This window comes from Actinacidiphila glaucinigra (assembly GCF_900188405.1).
Classification (GTDB): Bacteria; Actinomycetota; Actinomycetes; order Streptomycetales; family Streptomycetaceae; genus Actinacidiphila; species Actinacidiphila glaucinigra.
Genome location: NZ_FZOF01000006.1, coordinates 125,188 through 140,130 on the forward strand (window position 1 = coordinate 125,188; position 14,943 = coordinate 140,130).

At 73.0% G+C, this 14,943-nt stretch carries 16 protein-coding genes; 6 read left to right on the forward strand and 10 right to left on the reverse strand.

Annotation, left to right across the window (positions count from 1 at the left end; translation table 11 throughout):
- Positions 1-15: 15 nt before the first annotated feature.
- The 3 genes from CHF15_RS14080 to CHF15_RS14090 form a co-directional block, all read right to left on the reverse strand.
- Positions 16-882 carry a PHP domain-containing protein gene (locus CHF15_RS14080; RefSeq protein WP_089224107.1) on the reverse strand — a complete coding sequence of 289 codons (867 nt, stop codon included), beginning with the start codon at positions 880-882 and terminating at the stop codon, positions 16-18.
- 82 nt (positions 883-964) lie between these two features.
- The gene (locus CHF15_RS14085) at positions 965-1,603 is read right to left on the reverse strand and encodes a DUF6758 family protein (protein WP_026251441.1); all 639 of its coding nucleotides are present in this window, start codon (positions 1,601-1,603) and stop codon (positions 965-967) included.
- Positions 1,604-1,765: 162 nt separating this feature from the next.
- Positions 1,766-2,356 (reverse strand): suppressor of fused domain protein, encoded by a 591-nt coding sequence (locus CHF15_RS14090; RefSeq protein WP_089224108.1) that lies wholly within the window; start codon positions 2,354-2,356, stop codon positions 1,766-1,768.
- 438 nt (positions 2,357-2,794) lie between these two features.
- Between CHF15_RS14090 and CHF15_RS14095 the strand changes: the two genes are divergently transcribed.
- Positions 2,795-3,910, forward strand: coding sequence for a magnesium and cobalt transport protein CorA (locus CHF15_RS14095; RefSeq protein WP_089224109.1), 1,116 nt, complete (start codon positions 2,795-2,797; stop codon positions 3,908-3,910).
- 8 nt (positions 3,911-3,918) lie between these two features.
- Here CHF15_RS14095 and CHF15_RS14100 read toward each other — a convergent pair whose 3' ends face one another.
- Positions 3,919-4,839 carry a DMT family transporter gene (locus CHF15_RS14100; RefSeq protein ID WP_375816845.1) on the reverse strand — a complete coding sequence of 307 codons (921 nt, stop codon included), beginning with the start codon at positions 4,837-4,839 and terminating at the stop codon, positions 3,919-3,921.
- A 163-nt stretch (positions 4,840-5,002) separates the two neighbouring features.
- Here CHF15_RS14100 and CHF15_RS14105 point away from each other — a divergent pair, with 163 nt between their 5' ends.
- Entirely contained in the window at positions 5,003-5,530 is a 528-nt protein-coding gene (locus tag CHF15_RS14105; protein WP_089224111.1) for a hypothetical protein, read from the forward strand.
- 13 nt (positions 5,531-5,543) lie between these two features.
- Here the strand turns inward: CHF15_RS14105 and CHF15_RS14110 are convergent, their stop codons facing one another.
- Positions 5,544-6,245, reverse strand: a complete 702-nt coding sequence (locus tag CHF15_RS14110) for a hypothetical protein (protein WP_089224112.1) — start codon at positions 6,243-6,245, stop codon at positions 5,544-5,546.
- A gap of 173 nt (positions 6,246-6,418) precedes the next feature.
- Here CHF15_RS14110 and CHF15_RS14115 point away from each other — a divergent pair, with 173 nt between their 5' ends.
- From CHF15_RS14115 to CHF15_RS14125, 3 genes are all read left to right on the forward strand, one after another.
- A complete protein-coding gene (locus CHF15_RS14115) occupies positions 6,419-7,693 on the forward strand; it encodes a magnesium transporter MgtE N-terminal domain-containing protein (RefSeq protein WP_089224113.1) in 1,275 nt (424 codons plus the stop codon).
- Positions 7,642-8,184 (forward strand): DUF1003 domain-containing protein, encoded by a 543-nt coding sequence (locus tag CHF15_RS14120; RefSeq protein WP_245938849.1) that lies wholly within the window; start codon positions 7,642-7,644, stop codon positions 8,182-8,184. The genes CHF15_RS14115 and CHF15_RS14120 overlap by 52 nt, the downstream gene beginning before the upstream one ends.
- An 81-nt stretch (positions 8,185-8,265) precedes the next feature.
- Positions 8,266-9,423, forward strand: coding sequence for an Mrp/NBP35 family ATP-binding protein (locus CHF15_RS14125; RefSeq protein WP_089224115.1), 1,158 nt, complete (start codon positions 8,266-8,268; stop codon positions 9,421-9,423).
- Positions 9,424-9,516: 93 nt separating this feature from the next.
- Here the strand turns inward: CHF15_RS14125 and CHF15_RS14130 are convergent, their stop codons facing one another.
- The 5 genes from CHF15_RS14130 to sigE form a co-directional block, all read right to left on the reverse strand.
- Positions 9,517-10,128, reverse strand: a complete 612-nt coding sequence (locus CHF15_RS14130; RefSeq protein ID WP_245938821.1) for a hypothetical protein — start codon at positions 10,126-10,128, stop codon at positions 9,517-9,519.
- Positions 10,129-10,206: 78 nt separating this feature from the next.
- Positions 10,207-10,644, reverse strand: coding sequence for a sec-independent translocase (locus tag CHF15_RS14135; protein ID WP_089224117.1), 438 nt, complete (start codon positions 10,642-10,644; stop codon positions 10,207-10,209).
- A 133-nt stretch (positions 10,645-10,777) separates the two neighbouring features.
- Entirely contained in the window at positions 10,778-12,268 is a 1,491-nt protein-coding gene (locus tag CHF15_RS14140; protein ID WP_089224118.1) for a S1C family serine protease, read from the reverse strand.
- A 69-nt stretch (positions 12,269-12,337) separates the two neighbouring features.
- Positions 12,338-13,306, reverse strand: coding sequence for a zf-HC2 domain-containing protein (locus CHF15_RS14145; RefSeq protein ID WP_089224119.1), 969 nt, complete (start codon positions 13,304-13,306; stop codon positions 12,338-12,340).
- On the reverse strand, positions 13,303-14,079 hold the full coding sequence (gene sigE / locus CHF15_RS14150) for an RNA polymerase sigma factor SigE (RefSeq protein WP_026251437.1): 777 nt from the start codon (positions 14,077-14,079) through the stop codon (positions 13,303-13,305). Before sigE ends, CHF15_RS14145 begins: the two co-directional genes overlap by 4 nt.
- Positions 14,080-14,215: 136 nt before the next feature.
- Between sigE and CHF15_RS14155 the strand changes: the two genes are divergently transcribed.
- Positions 14,216-14,881 (forward strand): O-methyltransferase, encoded by a 666-nt coding sequence (locus CHF15_RS14155; protein ID WP_026251436.1) that lies wholly within the window; start codon positions 14,216-14,218, stop codon positions 14,879-14,881.
- The last annotated feature ends 62 nt before the right edge of the window (positions 14,882-14,943 follow it).

A 14,943-nucleotide genomic window follows, 5' to 3' on the forward strand; every position in this document is an offset into this window, starting at 1 on the left:
GGAAGCGTCGGGCGGTCACGGGACGATGGGCGCCGCGCCGGTGGCCCGGCGGACGATCTCCCGGTAGACCTCGGGGTCGGTCGTGTACTCGCCGAGCCGGACGGTCTTGCGGGTGCCGTGGTAGTCGCTGGACCCGGTGGTGAGCAGTCCCAGCTCCGAGGCGAGGGCGCGCAGGTGGGCGCGGGTGGGCTCGTCGTGGTCCATGTGGTCCACCTCGATGCCGTCCAGCCCGGCCGCGGCCAGCTCGTGGATGACGCTCTCGGGCACGCAGGTGCCGCGCTTGACGGCGGCGGGATGGGCGAAGACCGTCACCCCGCCCGCGTTCCTCACGAGCCGGACCGCCTCGAAGGGGTCGAGTTCGTGCTTCTCGGCGTAGGCGCGGCCGCCCGGCCCGATCCACTCGGGTGTGAACGCCTCGGCGATGCTGTCCACCAGCCCCGCCTCGATGAGCGCCTGGGCGATGTGCGGCCGGCCCACGGCACCGTCGCCGGCGATCTCGGCCACGCGGTCCCAGGTCACCGGCACGCCGTGCTCGCGGAGCCGGGCGACCATGGCCTGCGCGCGGGGCAGCCGGTCGTCGCGTACGAGCTCGCGCTCCCGGTGGAGCTCCGGTTCCTGCGGGTCGAAGAGGTAGGCGAGCATGTGCAGGCTCACCCCGTCGATGCGGCAGGACAGTTCGGCGCCGGTGACCAGGACGGGGGCCGGGGCGCCCGCGGCGCGCAGTTCGGCCAGCGCCTTCTCGGCCTCGGCGTGGCCGCCGACCGTGTCGTGGTCGGTGAGGGCGACGACGTCCAGCCCGGCCGCGCCCGCGGCGCGGACCAGCTCTGCGGGGGTGTCCGTGCCGTCGGAGGCCGTGGAGTGGGCGTGCAGGTCGATTCGCACTCAGGTCACTCCAGGCGCTCGGTGCTCGGACGGATTCAGGGGTTGCGATTACCAGGATAACTGCCCGGCCAACCTCTGAATCTCAGGAGAGCAAGCGAGGGGAGAGCGCCCCGCACGGTACGAGATCGACTTCGGCGCCGGCCTCGCGCAGATCGGTCAGTATCAGCTCGTCGTACATGAGCAGGCCCGACTCCTCCGGCCACACGATCGCCCACAGCCAGAGCCCGAACGACTCCCCCGCGAAGACCGCGCGGTCCGGTGGCGTCCCGTTCACGTGCCACAGGCCGGTCGGCCGCCCCGCCGCGATCACCTTGGCGGCCGGCGGCTTGCCGAGGCACATCGCCGGTCCGGGGTCGGGCCCCGGGATCCCGGCGAACCTCGCCCCGAGCCCGACCCCGAGCTCCTCCGCCACCAGCACCATCTCGCCCTGCCCGCCGAGCGGCCCCGGACCCGAGCACGCCACCGCCGTGGCCCGCCCGCCGCTGCGGTCGTCCCCCGCGGACGCGACCCCGGTGAACAGCCAGCCGACGGGCAGCGGCCAGGGCATCCACACCGGGACGCGCGACCGGCTCACCACCACGCCGAGGGCTTCCACACTCGGCGGGACGACAGGCTGCAACGGGTACACGGCGCCGTGCTCGTCGCACTGCCAGGAGTCGGCGAAGAGTCCGGGCGCCCGGACCCGGCCACCGCACTTCGGGCAACTGGGTTCGCCCCTCATAACGCCCCACGGTCCTCCGGCGGCGTGCCCGCGTCAAGGACGATCACCCGTCCGAGTTCGGCGCGTGGCGCCGTCGTACGGCACACCTCCCCCACCGGCCACTCCCCGGCCGGCGGAGGGCCCGCCGGGCCCGCCTGAGGGGCTGTCACGGGCCCCCGGGGCTCAGTCCGTCAGCCCGACCGCGGCGCGCAGGGGGTCACGCAGGTCGGTCCCGGCCTGCAGCCAGCGCTCCTGGAGCGCCCCGGCGCCCCGCACCCGCTTCCAGGCGGCCTCGTTCGCCGTCATCGGCAGCAGCGGGAAGAAGCGGACCGGGTCCATCGGGTCGTCGAGTTCCAGGTCCTCCACGAGACCGCCGGGCTCGGCGACCAGGACGGCCGAGAACGCCGCCCCGGGCCACAGCGGTTCGCCCACGTCCAGCGAGTTCCCCGGCGTGACGACGACGCCCTCGACCTGGGGACTGGCGGCCAGCACGGCGAGCGGCCGCAGGACCTTGTCGGTGTCGGCGCCGCGCCCGCCGCGCAGGGTGAGCACGAGTTCCGCGCGCGGGCCGCGCACCGGGTCCGCGACGACGGTGACGGGGTCGTTCATCGGCGCGCGCGACATGCCGAGGGTCGCGTAGCGCAGCAGCTCACCGTCGCGGAAACGCAGCACCTCGATCCGCTCGGTGCCCAGGAAGGTGACCGCGGCGCGGGCGTCCGGTTCGCCGAAGGCCATGCGCAGCCGCGTCTCCACCAACCCCAGTACGTCGACCATGGAGTGAGCATAGAGCGCGTATGGAACGTGCAAAGCCGCGGTTTCGCTCCAGGGCCGCCTGATAAGGTGGGCCGTCGGCTACGCCCCTTGAGGCGTACACGTCTTTCCCCCAGCGGGGATCGGCCGGAGGAGGTGGGGCTGCAATGGATCCTAGTCGACCGTGCAGTACCGGCAGCTCTTCCGCCCGGCAACCCTCCTGATCCCCAGCGTTCCGTACCCGGTCGTCCGGGCGTGAAACCAAAGAACCACGGAACCGCCGGGGAATCCCGGAAATTTCCGCGAGCGCGATCGCGTGACATCACCGCGTGCCCGCTCCCGAGACCTGTCCGGGTCACCCTGCCGCTTCCGGAAGAGCTCCCTGAACTGCGCAGTGATCAACGGTGATCACCCCTGCCCTGATCCGCATTTCAGCCCGGCCAGTCCGTGAAGGAGCTTGCCATGTCGATGATCCGCGACCTGCGCGCAGTCGTCCGCCCCGCCCTGCGCAAGAGCAGCACGTCATACGACTACGGCCCGGACCGCTCCCGCACCTCGTCGGCCACGCCGAGCTCGGTCGTGGACTGCGCCGTCTACCGGGACGGGCGCCGCGGCAGCGACCACATCTCACCGCGCGAGGCCCTGGAGAAGGTGTGCGGCGGCGACGAGGGCTTCGTCTGGATCGGCCTGCACGAGCCGTCGGAGCGGGAGTTCGCGGAGATCGCCGAGGTGTTCGGGCTGCACCCGCTGGCCGTGGAGGACGCCGTCCACGCCCACCAGCGGCCCAAGCTGGAGCGTTACGACGACACGCTCTTCATGGTCTTCAAGACCATCCGCTACGTCGAGCACGCCGAACTCACCGCCACCAGCGAGGTGGTGGAGAGCGGCGAGGTGATGGTCTTCACCGGCCGGCACTTCGTCATCACCGTCCGGCACGGCGGCCACGGCTCGCTGCGCGCCCTGCGGCACCGCCTCGAGGACGACCCCGAGCTGCTCGCCAAGGGCCCCTCCGCGGTGCTGCACGCCATCGCCGACCAGGTCGTCGACGACTACCTGGCGGTCAGCGAGGCCGTCCAGGACGACATCGACGAGGTGGAGATCGACGTCTTCTCCGCCCAGGGCAAGTCACCGCGTGCCACCGACGCCGGGCGCATCTACCAGCTCAAGCGCGAGGTGCTGGAGTTCAAGCGGGCGGTCTCCCCGCTGCTGCGCCCGATGCAGATGCTCAGCGAGCGGCCGATGCGCGTGGTCGACCCGGAGATCCAGAAGTACTTCCGGGACGTCGCCGACCACGTCGCCCGCGTCCACGAGATGGTCGTCGGCTTCGACGACCTGCTCAACTCGATCCTGCAGGCCAACCTCGCCCAGGCGGCCGTCGCGCAGAACGAGGACATGCGCAAGATCACCTCGTGGGCGGCGATCATCGCCGTCCCGACCATGATCTGCGGTGTCTACGGGATGAACTTCGACTACATGCCCGAGCTGCGCTGGAGGTTCGGCTACCCGATGGTGCTGGTCGCCATCGGCGGGATCTGCTTCGCCATCCACCGCATCCTGCGCCGCAACGGCTGGCTGTAGGGCGGGCCCTAACCGGCCTTCCTGCGGTCCGCCATGATCACCAGGGCCAGCCCCGCGAGGATCACCGCGAGCGCCGGGTAGGCCGCCGCGGGCGGGGTCTGGCCCAGCCAGACCGCCGCCACCAGGGCGGCGCCCGGCGTCTCCAGCAGGATCGCGGTGGACGTGGTCGACGCCCCGAGCCCGCGCACCACGCGGTTGAGCAGACTGTGCCCGAGCAGCTGCGCGGCCGCGGTCAGGGCGATGAGCTTCGCCCAGGTGCCGCCGTCGTAGCCGCCGAGCGCCGAGCCCGAGGCCAGGCAGGCGGCCAGCAGGGCCACGGCCGTGGTGGAGTAGCAGACGTAGGTGTACGCGGTCGTGCTGACGGTCCGTCGCACCTCCGCGCCGAGCAGGACGTACCCCGCCGCCGCGATGCCGCCGCCCAGCGCCAGGGCGTCCCCGGCCAGGGCGCGCGGTGACAGCGACAGGTCGACGCCCGTCAGCAGCACCACGCCGGCGACCGCCAGCGCGGAGCCCAGCCAGACCATCCGCGGCGGCCGGTGGCCACGCAGGAACAGGATCAGGGTGGTCCACACCGGCGTCGTCGTGGCCAGCGCCGTCGAGGACGCGACCGAGGTCATGGTCACGCTCGGCAGCCACAGCCCGAAGTGCAGCGCCAGCACCAGGCCGGACGCGATCGACAGCCAGAACGCCCGACGTCCCATCCCCCGCAGCTCCCGCCGGTGCCGCAGCCAGGCGAAGGGGCTCAGCACCCCGACGGCCATGGCGTTCCGCCAGAAGGCGATGGCCAGCGCGGGCGCGGCGGTCGCCGCGATCAGCGGCGCGGACAGGGAGACACCGGCGATGGCGACCGCCAGGAGCGCGAAGTCCAGGGGTGCCTTCGCGTGCGGGGCCACGCCGGACTCGGCGTCCGCCTTCGGTACGGCGGGCATGGTTCTGGCGGGCGGCGCGGCGGACACGCGGGGTCTCCTCGGGCAGGGCGGGACGGTGACCCCCTTAGCGTAAGGCCCGTACTGGCCCAGAGCTCCTGTCGTCTCAGCATGTGTGCGGAACCACGGCGGCGCCCGGCGCGGGCCACGCCATAGGGTGGGACGCATGACGGACACCGTGACGCAGCCGCAGCTGGACCAGGCCCTGATCGAGGAGGCCGTGAAGAAGTCCGGTCTGCTCTGGGCCGACGGTCAGGCCCTGTGGCACGCCTGGGTCGACGGTGCCGTGGTGGTCGTCGGCGGCGGCCCCGGCGAGCAGCCGCTGCCCGGGCCGGGACTCACCGACGGCGGCACCGCCACGGTCACCGTCCGCAGCAAGGACAAGGGCGGCCGGCTGGTCGTCTTCCCGGTCCGGGTCACCGAGCTGCGCCCGGACGGCGAGGCGTGGACGGCCGCGGTGGAGGAGCTCAAGGGCAAGCGGCTCAACGCGCCGGACGCCGCGACGATGACCCTGCGCTGGGCCCGCGAGTGCCGCGTGCTGCGGCTGGAGCCCGCCGGCGACCTCCTGGAACGCCCCGGCGCGATGCCGGACGGCCGCGGCGCGGCGGCCCCGGTGCCGACGGCCGCGATCACCCGCCGCCCCATCCCGGCGGGCCTGCCGAAGCTGCTGCTGCGGCGCCGCAGGAAGGCCTGAGCCCCGTCGCCCCCTACTGGGTGACGGTCTTGCCGTAGTCGACGACGTCGTCCTCGTCCGGCGCGCGCAGCGTGAAGTCCTTGCCCCAGTCGTCCATGGTCAACGTGCCCGCGCCGCCCGCGCGTTCGTAGCGCAGCGGGTACGGCTTGCCCTCCAGGGACACGTCGATCGTGCCTCCGTCTCCGCCGTCCGCGGAGACGGCGATGGTGCGGACGCCGCCGACCGTGCGGTGGTCCCCGACGGTGAGCGCGCCGCGCAGCACGAACAGGCCCTCCAGCAGCACCTCCTTGTCGGTGAAGCCGCTGAACTGGTCGTACGCGGGGTCCGCGGCGGGCACCTTGACGTACTTGTTCTTGAGCTTGGCGCCGACCTGGTCGCCGTAGAAACCGGCGCCCGCCTTGAGGTAGAGGTCGTCGCCCACCCGCAGTAGTTCGAAAGTGCTGCCCTTGGAGGTGACCTCGCCCAGGCCGCCGTTGCCGCGCAGCCGCATGTCGAGCGTGTAGGTGAGGCCCCTGCTGACGACGGTGCCGGTCAGCCGCACGGTGTCGGCCGCGTCGGCGGCGGTGCGGGCACGCTTCTCGATGGTCTCGGCCGGCAGCTTGCCGACCCCGTTGGTCCCCGCGTCCGGATCGCCCGCGCACCCTGTCGCTCCGGCGAGGAGGAGGGCCGCGCCCAGAAGGCTCACGAGGACGGACGACCTGCGGCCGAGAATCACGTGTTCTCTTCCTCCTGCGGTGGTGCGCGCCCGTCACACGAGGGGAGCGGCGAAGCGGAGCCGAAGCCACCGCAGCGTACCGCTGGCCGGGTGAACCGCTGTGAACGCCGTGCGAAGCCCCCGTGGAGCATTACCGCGCGCCCTGTCCTCGGGGGCGGCGTTAGCCTGGCGGCATGCCAGCGGGAACCTCCCGGGTCTTCGTCTCGCACCTGTCCGGGGTGCGGGTCTTCGATCCCAACGGCGACCAGGTCGGCCGGGTCCGGGACGTGGTCGTGATGCTGCGGGTCGGGGGCCGGCCCCCGCGTGTGCTGGGACTGGTGGTGGAGGTCGTCAGCCGGCGCCGGATCTTCCTGCCGATCACGCGGGTGACGGGGGTGGAGTCCGGCCAGGTGATCACCACCGGTGTCGTCAACATGCAGCGCTTCGAGCAGCGCCCGACCGAGACCCTGGTCCTCGGAGAGCTGCTCGACCGCCGGGTGACGCTCGTCGAGACCGGCGAGGACGTGACCGTGCTGGACGTGTCCATGGTGCGGCTGGCCGCGCGCCGGGACTGGGAGATCGACAAGGCGTTCGTCCGCCGCGGCAAGGGCGGCCCGCTGCGGCGCAGCGGCCTGACACTGACCGTGGAGTGGTCGGCGGTCACCGGTTTCTCGCTGGACGAGCACGCGCAGGGCGCGGAGGCGCTGCTCGCCACCTTCGACCAGTTGCGCGCCGCCGACCTGGCGAACGTCCTGCACCATCTGTCCCCCAAGCGCCGCGCCGAGGTCGCCGCCGCCCTCGACGACGACCGGCTCGCCGACGTCCTGGAGGAGCTGCCGGACGACGACCAGGTGGAGATCCTCGGCAAGCTGAAGCAGGAGCGGGCCGCCGACGTGCTGGAGGCGATGGACCCGGACGACGCCGCCGACCTGCTGGCCGAGCTGCCCGTGGAGGAGCAGGAACGGCTGCTCGGGCTGATGGAGCCGCACGAGGCGGCCGACATGCGGCGGCTGATGTCGTACGAGGAGCGCACCGCCGGCGGTCTGATGACCACCGAGCCGATCGTGCTGCGCCCCGACGCCACCGTCGCCGACGCCCTGGCGCGGGTCCGCAACCCGGACCTGTCCCCCGCGCTCGCCGCCCAGGTGTACGTCTGCCGCCCGCCGGACGAGACCCCGACCGGCAAGTACCTGGGCACGGTGCACTTCCAGCGGCTGCTGCGCGACCCCCCGTTCACCCTCGTCAGCGCGCTCCTCGACAGCGATCTGCAGCCGCTGGCGCCGGACACCCCGCTGCCGGCGGTGACCAGCTTCCTCGCCACGTACAACATGGTGTCCGTGCCGGTCGTCGACGACAGCGGCTCGCTGCTGGGCGCCGTCACCGTCGACGACGTCCTGGACCACCTGCTGCCGGAGGACTGGCGCGAGACGGAGTTGCACGAGGCGGAGCTGAACGAGGCGGACCAGTGAGCGACGAGCGCCCCCGCATCCGCCTCGACCAGCCGCGGGTGCGGCGGATCAGCCTCCTGCCCTCCTACGACCCGGAGGCCTTCGGGCGGCTGTCGGAGAAGATCGCCCGCTTCCTGGGGACCGGCCGCTTCATCGTCTGGATGACGGTGGTGATCATTGCGTGGGTGGCGTGGAACGCGCTGGCGCCGCGCCATCTGCGCTGGGACTCGTACCCCTTCATCTTCCTCACCCTGATGCTGTCGCTGCAGGCCTCCTACGCCGCCCCGCTGATCCTGCTGGCGCAGAACCGGCAGGACGACCGCGACCGGGTCAACCTGGAGCAGGACCGCAAGGCGAACGACCGCAGCATCGCCGACACCGAGTACCTGACCCGCGAGGTGGCCGCGCTGCGGCTGGGCCTGGGCGAGGTCGCCACGCGCGACTGGATCCGCTCGGAACTGCAGGACCTGATGAAGGACATCGACGAGCGGCAGCGGGCCGAGGCGGAGTGACCGCCGCGGTCCCGGCCGGGGCGGGTGTGAACCCGCCCACCGGGGGTCCTGCGGGCACGGTGCGGGACGTACCATCGACGCATGGCTACCGATGCGTACGGCTCCTCCCCCTCGCCCGACGCGGTGCGCGCCGCGCTCGCGACGGTGAACGACCCCGAGATCCACAAGCCGATCACCGACCTCGGCATGGTCAAATCGGTCGACATCGCGGACGACGGCGCCGTGCGGGTTGCCGTGTACCTGACGGTTTCGGGCTGCCCGCTGCGGGACACCATCACCAACCTGGTGACCACCGCCGTCGCGAAGGTCCCCGGGGTCACCGGGGTGAGCGTCGAGCTGGACGTGATGAGCGACGAGCAGCGCCGGGAGCTGACCACCTCGCTGCGCGGCGGCCAGGCGGAGCGGGAGATCCCGTTCGCCAAGCCCGGTTCGCTGACCCGGGTGTACGCGGTCGCCTCCGGCAAGGGCGGCGTCGGCAAGTCCTCGGTGACGGTGAACCTGGCCGCCGCGATGGCCGCCGACGGCCTGAAGGTCGGTGTCGTCGACGCCGACATCTACGGCCACAGCGTGCCGCGGATGCTGGGCGCGGACGGCCGTCCGACCCAGGTCGAGAACATGATCATGCCGCCCTCGGCCAACGGCGTGAAGGTCATCTCCATCGGCATGTTCACCCCGGGCAACGCCCCGGTGGTGTGGCGCGGGCCGATGCTCCACCGCGCGCTGCAGCAGTTCCTCGCCGACGTGTACTGGGGCGACCTGGACGTGCTGCTGCTCGACCTGCCGCCCGGCACCGGCGACATCGCGATCTCCGTCGCGCAGCTCGTCCCGAACGCCGAGATCCTCGTGGTCACCACGCCCCAGCAGGCGGCGGCCGAGGTCGCCGAGCGCGCGGGCACCATCGCCGTGCAGACCCACCAGAAGATCGTCGGTGTCATCGAGAACATGTCCGGGCTGCCCTGCCCGCACTGCGGCGAGATGGTCGACGTCTTCGGCACCGGCGGCGGCGAGCGCGTCGCCGAGGGCCTGACCCGCACCACCGGGGCCACCGTGCCGGTGCTCGGCCAGATCCCCATCGACGTGCGGCTGCGCGAGGGCGGCGACGACGGCCGCCCGGTCGTCCTCACCGACCCGCAGTCCCCGGCCGGCTCGGCGCTGCGGGGCATCGCGGGCAAGCTCGGCGGGCGCCAGCGCGGCCTGGCCGGCCTGTCGCTCGGTATCACCCCGCGCAACAAGTTCTGATCCGGGCGCGTTCGTCCGGCGGGCCGGACGCGAGCGGCCCCGGGAACACCTCAGGGGCGCCTCCCAGGCCGGGAGGCGCCCCTGAGCCGTCTCTCACGGCCGGTACGCGGTGATGTCCTTCACCTGGGCCAGGCCGAGGCCGTAGGCGCTCGTCCCGCGCCCGAAGGCACCCAGGTGCACCCCGCGCGCCGATCCGGCCATCACCCAGCCGTACTCCGACTCCCGGTAGTGGAAGGGCGTGGGGACGCCGTCCACCGGCAGGGTGAGCGCCGACCAGCCGGGGCCCTCGAGGCTGTCCGCGAGGTCCCAGGCGATGGCGGTCTGCTGGTCGAGCCAGTTCTGCCGCAGGTGCCGCTCCATCTGGGTGGGCCAGGTGCAGGACAGCAGCCCCGAACCCGCCAGCCAGGCGGCCGTGGCGACCGAGGTGGCCTCCAGCACGCCGGTACCGTCCGAGCTGCGCCGGACCGGGCGCTCGGCGACCGTGACGACCACCACGAAGCGGCGGTTGTCGGGGGTGGGCTCGACCTTGACGGACGGTTCGTCGCCGTGGCCGGTCGAGCCGTGCTCGACCGTGCCGTCGGCGTTCATGCCGACCGGGGCGAGCCAGCGGTCCCCGCTGAACGCCTCGTCCAGCCCGTACCAGGGGAAGTCGGCCTTGAGATAGCCGTCGGCCATACGATCCGCCGGATCAGCTGTGGTCTCCATACGCGCGGCGCCTCCTCCATAAGGGCAAACAAAGGGAGAATAGCCACTCGCGCTGCGTGATCGGGGCAGGCCCCCGGATCAGGTGGCGTCGGAATCGAACGGCGGGGCCTCGCCGGGCGTCAGGCCGTCACGCTTGCGCAGCCGGTCCGGGGTGCCCGAGGAGCCCGACGAAGCCGCGCCGGTGCCGCTGTCACGGCCGTGCACGGCGTCGGTGACCGACGACATCTCCTCCTTGAAGTCGAATCCGTTGCGGATCTCCTTCAGGCCCAGCTCGTCGTTGTCCAGCAGCTGCTTGCGGACGAAGTTCTTGGGATTCAGGTCCTCGAACTCGAAGTCCTTGAACTCCGGACCCAGCTCGCTGCGGATGTCGGCCTTGGCGCTGTCCGAGAACTCCCGCACCTTGCGGACGAACTGCATCACGTCCTTGATGACCTTGGGCAGCTTGTCCGGCCCGAACACGAGCACGGCAAGGATCACGAGCGCGACGACCTCCAGCGCGCCTATGTCTGAAAACACCGTGCAGCTCCTCGTGGTCCTCGGCCGATGGACGGAATCCGGCGGATCTCACCGTACCTGCCCCAACCGTCTGCACGGGAGTGGGCAGGGTCAACAGTAGGCCGCGCCCCGGTAAATCCCGAATTCGCCGGGCTCAGCTCCCGCCGGCTGCCGAGCCGAGGGTCAGTTCCACGGCGCGCTCCTTGCCGTCCCGCTTCACGGTCAGCTGCAGCGTGTCGCCGGGCCGGTGGGCGCGGATCCGCACGATCAGCTCCTCGCCGTTGTGCACCCGCTTGCCGTCGATGGCGGTGATCACATCGCCCGGTTCGATGCCCGCCTTGGCGCCCGGGCCGTTCGGGGTCACCGAGTCCCCCTCGCCCTGGCCCTCGGGGCTGACCTGGGCGCCGTCCCCGGAGTACTGCAGGTTGATGCTGACGCCGATCACCGGGTGGGTGGCCTCGCCGTCGTTGATCAGCTGCTCGGCGACCCGCTTGGCCTGGTTGACGGGGATGGCGAAGCCGAGGCCGATGCTCCCGCCCTGGCTGCCGTTGCCGAAGGGGTCGGTGCCGCTGTCCGCCGAGCGGATGGCGCTGTTGATCCCAATGACCAGGCCCTTGGCGTCGACCAGCGGGCCGCCGGAGTTTCCGGGGTTGATCGGGGCGTCGGTCTGGATGGCGTCGACGTAGCTGACGTCGTTGCTGTTGGTCTCCCCGCCGGCGGTGATCGGGCGCTGGGTGGCGCTGATGATGCCGGAGGTGACGGTCCCCTCCAGGCCGTACGGGGCACCGATGGCCACGACCGGGTCGCCGACCTGGGCGGCGTCGGAGTCGCCGAGGGTCAGCGGATGGAGCCCCTTGACGCCGTTGACCTTGATGACCGCCAGGTCGTAGCCGGTGTCCCGGCCCACGATGGTGGCGGGCTTCACCTGGCCGCCGTTGAAGGTCACCGAGATGGTGCCGCCCTTGGCGACGCCCTCCACCACGTGGTTGTTGGTGAGGATGTGGCCCTCGCCGTCCAGCACGAAGCCGGTGCCGGTGCCCTCCCCGTCGTCGCCCTTGACGTGGATGTAGACGACGCCGGGCAGCACCTGGGCGGCGATGCCCGCGATGCTGTCCGGGGCCCGGGTGCCGGCCGACGCGGTGGCCTGCGGCAGGGTCACGTCCGGCGCGCCGCCGCTGTCGTGGACGTAGGCGCCCAGCGCCCCGCCGATGCCGCCGGCGATCAGGGTGACGGCGACCAGGGCGGCCGCCAGAGGGGCGCGCCGGCTGCCCGTCGGCTGGGGGGTGGGCCGCTGCGGGCCGGTGGTGCCGCCCGGAGGCGCCCAGGGGTCGTAACGCTGCCACTGGCCGACCGACAGCGGCGGCGGGGGCATGGGCGCGGGGTGGTGCGGCGGGGCCGCGGGGTGGTGCGGCGGGGCCGCGCCGGCGGGGTGCTGCACGGGCGGCGCGGGCGCCCAGGGGCCGGGCTCGCCGTACGGCGGGGTGTCGTACGGGTCCGGGGCGTGCCGCGGGGCCGCTTCGGCGGAGGGCCCGGCGGGTGCCTCGGGCGCGTCCGGGGCGGGCCGGTCCTGCGGCTCAGGGGGAACCGGCGTGACCGTCTCCGGCCGGCTCCACCACTTCGGCCCTTCGGCCTTCCCCTCGTCCACGGTGCTCCCCTACGACGACCAGTCCTCCCTGGATTGAACCAGGAGTCGGCGCCGCCCGCAGCCGACCGCTCAGCGGGTCACGGGGAAGTGGCCGACCAGGGGGACGACCGAGTCGAGCGGAACGGGCGCGATCGGGGAGGCCGCGGTGCCGCTCGTCGCCTCGGGGGAGGCGGACGGGGCCGCCGTCGACGGCGGGGCCAGGGCGGGTGCCGGGGTCACCCCTGGGACGGCGGACGCGGCCGGGGCGGCGATCGACCGCTCGTCGGCGGACAGGCCCAGTGGCCGGGTCACGGTGCCGCCGGGCCCGCGGCCGTCGGGCGCGCCGACGCCGTACGGGTGCATGCCGCCCGAGACGGGGTGCAGCAGGTCGCTGGTGGCGGTGCTCCACACGTCGGCGGCCGCGCGGGCCGTACCACCGGTGAACGGCGTCGTGGGGGCACCCGCACCGCTGCGGGAGAGCGGGCTGCCGCCGGCTCCGTCGACCGCTGCGTCCAGCGGCAGGGCGCCGCCGAGCGCGATGGCCGCCATGGAGACCGCGCCGGCCGCGGCGAACGCGAAACGGCGCCGGCCGCGGACCGCGGCGACGGACGGGGCGGGGCCGACGGGCGCGACCGCGGCGCCTGAGCGGCCGCTCTCGTGGATCCGGAAGCCGCGGGACGCGGAGGCGGACAGCGGCAGCGAGAACTCCTCGCGCGCCTTCCCGAACAGGCCGTCGCCGAGGCGCTCACCGCCGAGGCTGGCCGTCTCCATCAGTCCGCCGTCGCCGAAGGGTCCCCTTCCGCCGTCGCCGTCACCCCCGGGCAACTCCTGGAGGCGGGCGAGCAGGCCCGCCGAGAGCGCGGGCGGCGCGGTGGCGGCCACCACGTCCTTCATCCGGCGCTGCTCGTCGGCCGCGGACTTGCAGTCGGCGCAGGTCGCCAGGTGGGCCAGCACCCGGTCGCGGGCGTCGTCGTGCAGCTCGCCGTCGACGAAGGCGGCGAGATGGTCACCCAAGTGCTGGTCGGCACACGTGAGGTGCCGGCTGACACCGTTGCTCACGTGCTCCCGCCCTCCAGGGCCGGCCGGCCGGTGGCCAGGACGGGCGCGCGGCCCGGACGGGCGGCCGGCGCGCGGTGCTCCAGCGCCTTGCGCAGATGCGAACGACCGCGGTGGATACGGCTGCGCACGGTGCCCAGCTTCACGCCGAGCGTCGCGGCGATCTCCTCGTAGGAGAGCCCCTCGATGTCACAGAGCACGACGGCCGCGCGGAACTCCGGGGCGAGGGTGTCCAGCGCCTGCTGGATGTCCGCGTCGAAGTGGGTGTCGGCGAAGTGCTGCGCCGGGGACGGCTCGCGGCTCGGCAGCCGCTCGGCGGCGTCGTCGCCGAGGGCGTCGAAGCGGATGCGCTGCCGCCGGCGGACCATGTCGAGGAAGAGGTTGGTGGTGATGCGGTGCAGCCAGCCCTCGAAGGTGCCGGGGGTGTACGTCGACAGCGAGCGGAAGACCCGGACGAAGACCTCCTGCGTGAGGTCCTCGGCGTCGTGCTGGTTACCGGTGAGGCGGTACGCGAGGCGGTAGACCCGGGCGCTGTGCGTACTGACGATCTCCTCCCAGGAAGGGGGAGTCCACGCCTGGTTGTCCCGGTCGGTGGCGAAGGTCGCATTGGCGGCCACAGTCGCGGACTCGTCGGTGCGCGGACGGTCGTCAGCTGTATCGGTCACGGATTTCGGCTCGCCGGCCGCCCTGCGGAAGCGCGACAGCACTCCCCGGTGACCCGCCGCAGCCGCACCTCCCCTGTCGGCTCTGGTGGTGTCCAGTAGAGCCCCTACCATAGCCACCTCGCCCGTTAGCTCCGGATAAATGCCGGGCGCATCGCTCCCGGCCCCTGTCGTTCAGGTCCGTCGCAGATACCAACGCGCGGTCCCATCTGCGGGTTCCCGACCGCAACGGATACAGTCGCCGGGCGGGCTGCAACCGTCAGGCGGACAGGAGAGGGCAATTACCGGCAACCGGCAGGCGAGCTGGGCGTTCGCGGACGCCTTCGTCGCCGAGGACGACGCGCTGATACGAGCCCGCGGGCGAGCTCGTGAGGCAGGCGTGCGCCCGGTCTCCCCCGGCACCGGCGCCGCGCTGCGGCTGCTGGCCGCCGCCACGGACGCCAAGGCGGTCGTGGAGATCGGTACCGGTGCCGGGGTCTCCGGCATCCACCTGCTGCACGGCATGCGCCCCGACGGCGTGCTGACCACCGTCGACACCGAGCCCGACCGCCAGCAGCTCGCCCGCACCGCCTACCGGGAGGCGGGGTTCGCGGGGAACCGCGCCCGCTTCATCCCCGGGCGGGCGCTGGACGTCCTGCCCCGGCTCGCCGACGGCGGCTACGACCTGGTGTTCTGCGACGGGGACCGGCTGGAGTACCCGGACTATCTGGGCGAATCGTTGCGCCTGCTGCGTCCCGGGGGGCTGGTCTGCTTCGAGGGGGCCTTCGCGCAGGGCCGCTCCATGGACGCCGCCCACTCCGAGCCGGAGGTCATCCGGCTGCGCGAGCTGATGCGGACGGTACGGGACAACGCGGCCCTCGCCCCCGTCCTGCTGCCCACCGACGACGGTCTGCTCTGCGCGGTACGGCGCGGCTGAGAATTCCCCCGCCCGGAATGCACCCGTTTCCGGAGCGGCGCCCGAACGGACAAACAAGTGGG